4 protein-coding genes are annotated in these 5,220 nt (G+C 58.4%); 2 read left to right on the top strand and 2 right to left on the bottom strand.

The genetic code is table 11. The features are described 5' to 3' along the window. Nucleotides 1–641: ribonuclease PH (rph, locus tag AC2FNC_RS19975; protein WP_496716440.1), on the bottom strand; the 641-nt coding region annotated here is incomplete at its 3' end. Nucleotides 642–753: 112 nt separating this feature from the next. Between rph and hrcA the strand changes: the two genes are divergently transcribed. Together hrcA and AC2FNC_RS19965 are read left to right on the top strand one after the other, a co-directional pair. Then, nucleotides 754–1,818: a heat-inducible transcriptional repressor HrcA gene (hrcA, locus tag AC2FNC_RS19970; protein ID WP_480494022.1), complete on the top strand. Its 1,065-nt coding sequence runs from the start codon at nucleotides 754–756 to the stop codon at nucleotides 1,816–1,818. A gap of 10 nt (nucleotides 1,819–1,828) precedes the next feature. Beyond that, nucleotides 1,829–2,392, top strand: coding sequence for a nucleotide exchange factor GrpE (locus tag AC2FNC_RS19965; RefSeq protein WP_480494021.1), 564 nt, complete (start codon nucleotides 1,829–1,831; stop codon nucleotides 2,390–2,392). A 56-nt stretch (nucleotides 2,393–2,448) separates the two neighbouring features. Here AC2FNC_RS19965 and mutS read toward each other — a convergent pair whose 3' ends face one another. After that, the gene (mutS, locus tag AC2FNC_RS19960; protein WP_480624891.1) at nucleotides 2,449–5,064 is read right to left on the bottom strand and encodes a DNA mismatch repair protein MutS; all 2,616 of its coding nucleotides are present in this window, start codon (nucleotides 5,062–5,064) and stop codon (nucleotides 2,449–2,451) included. Nucleotides 5,065–5,220: the final 156 nt, after the last annotated feature.

Below are 5,220 nucleotides of genomic sequence, written 5' to 3'. Positions count from 1 at the left end.
ATCTGGGCACGGCTGAATACAGAACCTTCGGCGCTCATCTGGACCTCGATCAGTTTGCCTGACCCGGTCATGATAAAGTTGCCGTCGACACCGGCCTCGCTGTCTTCGGGATAGTCGAGATCCAGAACAGGCTGGCCCGCATAGATACCGCAGGACACGGCGGCGACCGGATCAACCAGCGGATCTGAAATCACGTCACCTGCCTTCATCAGTTTGTTGACGGCCAATCGCAGAGCAACCCAGCCGCCGGTGATTGAGGCACAGCGGGTGCCGCCATCGGCCTGGATCACATCGCAATCAACGGTGATCTGACGTTCGCCAAGTGCAACCCGGTCGACGCCGGCCCGCAGGGCGCGACCGATCAGGCGCTGAATTTCCACCGTACGGCCACCTTGCTTGCCCGAGGCCGCTTCACGCCGCATCCGGGTGTTGGTGGCGCGGGGCAGCATACCGTATTCGGCGGTGACCCAGCCAAGCCCCGAACCCTTAATGAAAGGGGGTACCCGATCTTCGATCGTGGCGGTGCACAGCACATGGGTATCGCCCATCTTGATCAGGCAGGAACCTTCGGCATGTTTGGTGAACCCCGTTTCGATTGAAACGGTGCGCATTTCACTTAAGTCTCTTCCAGAGGGTCGCATGGGAAATCCTTTGTTTGCTGGGTTGGGGATACCGCCCCGCAGCGTTACGATGCAACCCCGATTGACCTTTCATTTGCCTGCTATTTAATGATGAACCAGCAGGGGAAAACGCATGAGTGAAGCGAGCAAAATTCTGGACGAGATGAACGACCGGTCGCGCGAGGTGTTCCGGCTGATCGTTGAAAGTTATCTGGAAAGCGGAGAGCCGGTCGGAAGCCGAACCCTGACGCGCAGCCTGTCGGAAAAGGTCAGTGCCGCAACCGTGCGCAATGTGATGCAGGACCTGGAGTTTCTGGGTCTTCTGGACAGCCCGCATATCAGCGCGGGTCGGGTACCGACGCAGCAAGGACTGCGTATGTTCGTGGACGGTTTACTTGAGGTTGGCGATCTGGGCGTCGACGACAAGCAAAAACTGGAAGAAACATTAGGCTCTAACGCGGGCGATGTTGGCGGAATGCTGGATCGGGTCGGGTCAGCTTTGTCACACCTGACGCAAGGTGCGTCGCTGGTCCTGACACCAAAGCATGAAGCAGAAATCAAGCATATCGAGTTTGTTTCCTTGGGGCATGACAAGGCTTTGGTGGTTCTGGTCTTTTCGGACGGCCATGTCGAAAATCGTCTGTTCACACCACCACCCGGCCAGACGCCCAGTTCGATGCGCGAGGCCGCGAATTTTCTGAATGCGCTGATCGAGGGGCGCACGCTTAGCGAAGTACGCCGTCAGATGCAGAAACAGATTCAGGCGCGCAAGCAGGAAATCGATGTATTGGCGCGCGAGCTGGTCGAAAGCGGGCTGGCCGCTTGGGACGGAGACGGAGCCGACTCGGCCCGTCTGATCGTGCGGGGACGGGCGAATCTGTTGAACGAACCCGGCCAGGCCGGAGAGCTGGAGCGTATTCGCAGCCTGTTTGATGATCTGGAACGCAAGCGCGACATCGCGGATTTCCTTGAATTGACGGAAAGCGGCGAGGGTGTGCGCATTTTTATTGGGTCTGAGAACAAACTTTTCTCACTTTCGGGTTCCTCTTTGGTGGTGTCTCCATATATGAACGCTGATCGAAAGATAATCGGTGCGGTCGGGGTCATCGGGCCCACGCGTCTGAATTATGGACGGATCGTGCCGATCGTGGATTATACGGCGCAACTGGTCGGCAAGCTGATATCCGACCGGAGCTAGAGGGTAAGAGATGGCAGAGCCCAAGAACGAAGATTTTCTGGACGATATCATGGCGGCAGAAGCGGAAGAGCTGGCCGAGGAGTTTGCTGAGATCAGTGACGAGGCGCTCGAGCTGGACGAGCTGCGCGCCGAGCGGGATGAGTATAAAGACAAATTCATGCGCGCGCTTGCCGATGCCGAGAACGCACGCAAACGTGGCGACAAGGCGCGCCGCGATGCCGAGCAGTATGGCGGTTCCAAGCTGGCCCGTGATATGCTGCCCGTTTACGACAACATGAAGCGCGCACTTGAGGCCGCGACTGACGAGCAGAAAGAGGTCGCCGCCGGGCTGCTGGAGGGCGTCGAACTGACCATGCGTGCCCTGAAGGATGTGTTCCAGAAACACGGGATCGAAGTGATTACGCCCCAGGTTGGCGACCGGTTTGATCCGAATGTGCACGAAGCAATGTTCGAGGCCCCGGTGCCGGGCACGCGGGCAGGGGACATCATTCAGGTGTCTGCCGAGGGTTTCATGCTGCACGACCGCCTGTTGCGTCCGGCTCAAGTCGGGGTCTCTTCAACGCCAGCAAGCTGATTGGCTTTTCAAAGCCAAGCCTTCGGCGAGAGTATTTTTGAAAAGATGAAGGGCGGTCAGGATCTGGCCGCCTCTTTCAGTTTGTAGATCAGATCCAGCGCTTCGCGCGGGGTCAGTTCGTCGGGCAGGACACCCTCCAATATCTTGGTCACTGGCGAAGTTTTCGGTGCGGGCGGGGGTGGCGGCGCGGCTGCTGAGAATAGCGGCAGGTCATCAATCAGCGCTTTTTGTTTGCCGCCTTCGCGTTCGGTTTTTTCAAGCTGGTCCAGAACCATCCGGGCACGTTCGACAACAGAAGCGGGTAAACCGGCTAGTTGCGCAACCTGCACCCCATAAGACCGGTCAGCCGCGCCCTTGTGAACCTCGTGCAGGAAGATGACTTCGCCATCCCACTCTTTGACCGCTACGGTGGCGTTATCGACACCTTCGAGTTTACCGGCCAAAGCCGTAAGCTCATGATAATGCGTGGCAAACAATGCGCGACATTTGTTGGCCGCGTGCAGGTGTTCCAATGTGGCCCAGGCAATCGAGAGGCCATCATAGGTGGCGGTACCACGGCCGATTTCGTCCAGGATCACCAATGCACGGTCATCGGCCTGATTCAGGATGGCGGCGGTTTCCACCATTTCGACCATGAACGTCGACCTCCCCCGCGCCAGATCGTCCGAGGCTCCTACGCGGCTGAACAGCTGACTGATGACGCCGATATGCGCCTCTTCGGCCGGGACATAGCTGCCCATTTGGGCAAGCAGTGCGATCAGGGCGTTCTGGCGCAGAAAGGTTGATTTACCGGCCATGTTCGGACCCGTCAGTAACCATATAGCCGCACCGTCTTGGACACTCAGATCGCAATCATTGGAAATGAATGCACCGCCACTTTGCTGCCGGAGGGCGTGTTCCACAACCGGATGGCGACCACCCTGCACATTGAATGCGCGAGAGCCGTCAACCTTTGGACGGCACCAGTTTTCACCCCGCGCAAGATCAGCCAAGGCGGTCGTCAAGTCCAGTTCGGCAAGCCCGCGGGCGGCCTGATTCAATCGGGCAGCGAGGTCCAGTATCGCGCCAGAAAGCCTTTGATAGAGCCGCTTTTCAATCTCCAGCGCCAGATTTCCGGCGTTCAGGATACGAGTTTCGATCTCGGACAGTTCGACGGTTGTAAACCGCACCTGGTTGGCTGTCGTCTGGCGATGAATATAGGCTTCGCTAAAGGGAGGGTTCAGCATCTTTTCGGCATGGGTGGCCGTGGTTTCGATGAAATAGCCCAGCACGTTGTTGTGCTTGATTTTCAGCGAGGTGATGCCGGTGTGTTCGACGTATTTTCGTTGAAACCCGGCGATGACGGACCGGCCTTCGTCGCGCAGGGTGCGGGCCTCGTCCAGTTCAGTATCAAAACCTGGCGCGATAAAGCCTCCGTCGCGGGTCAGAAGCGGGGGTTCGGCCACCAGCGCTTCGTCCAGCAAAGTCAGCAAGTCATCGAAACCAACAAGGTTCTGAAGCGCGGTCGCCAGCAACACAGGCAAATCCTGATCGGTGCAGATTTCGGCAATCGTGGCCGCCTGTGTCAGCCCGTTGCGTATGGCTGTCAGGTCACGAGGTCCGCCGCGCTCGAGTGACAAACGCGACAGGGCGCGGTCCAGATCCGGGGTTTTGCGCAAGGCTTCGCGCAGATCAGACGCGATCAAGCTGTCACCAGCGGCGAAACTGACTGCGTCAAACCGGGCATGGATCACATCCAGATTTCGAGAAGGGCTTGAAAGCCGCTGTTCCAGCAATCGCGCGCCGCCGGGGGTAACAGTCCGGTCAACGACAGAAAGAAGCGATCCTGCGCGCCCGCCAGACAGGGAACGGGTCAGCTCAAGGTTTCGACGCGTTGCAGCGTCGATCTGAACGACTCGATCCTCAGTTTCTTTCAGCGGCGTTTGCAGCAGGGGCAGTTTGCCCTTTTGCGTAATCTCCAGATAGTCGATCAGCGCACCCATCGCGGACACTTCGGCGCGGCCGAAATTGCCGAACGCGTCCAAGGCACCCACGTGAAACAGCCCGCAGATGCGCTTTTCCGCCGCCGTGCTGTCGAAACTGGCGCGCCCGACCGGCGTCAGTGAAATCCCCAGATCAAGCAGCGTTTCGTTCAGCTTTTCCTGCGTTCCATCGGCCACGATCAGTTCGGAGGGCGCAAGCCGGGCAAGCTCGGGGCTGAGCCGGACCGAGGTCAGGGGCATCACGTGAAACGCGCCCGTTGATATATCCGCCCAGGCAAGCGCGGCCTCGTCCCGGACCTCGGCATAGGCAGCCAGAAAGTTGTGTCGGCGCGCCTCAAGCAACGCATCCTCGGTCAGTGTTCCGGGCGTGACGAGTCGCACGACATCACGTTTTACGACCGATTTAGAGCCTCTTTTCTTTGCTTCAGCCGGGCTTTCCAACTGTTCGCAGACCGCAACGCGAAAGCCCTTGCGGATCAGGGTCAGAAGGTACCCTTCGGCTGAATGCACCGGCACGCCGCACATCGGGATGTCTTCGTCATTGTGCTTGCCGCGCTTGGTCAGCGCGATATCCAGCGCCTCGGCAGCGTTGACGGCATCCTCGAAAAACATCTCATAGAAATCACCCATGCGATAAAACAGCAGGGCATCCGGGTGGGCCTCTTTGATTTCGAGGTATTGCGCCATCATTGGCGTGACTGTGGACAAAAGCGGCCCCCTTTTGGCGTATTCCGGGCGCGACCTTACAAATCCCGCATCTTCTGTAAAAGCCGAAAACTCATTCTCGTTGAGGCGGGCGTTCTCCTGCGCTATGAGGCGTCAGCCCTGAAGTCATGGAAACGACAT

Source organism: Ruegeria sp. BHSA123 (assembly GCF_059613425.1).
The sequence above is the reverse complement of the archived record's forward strand: the minus strand, read 5'-3'. Positions and strand labels throughout refer to the sequence as shown.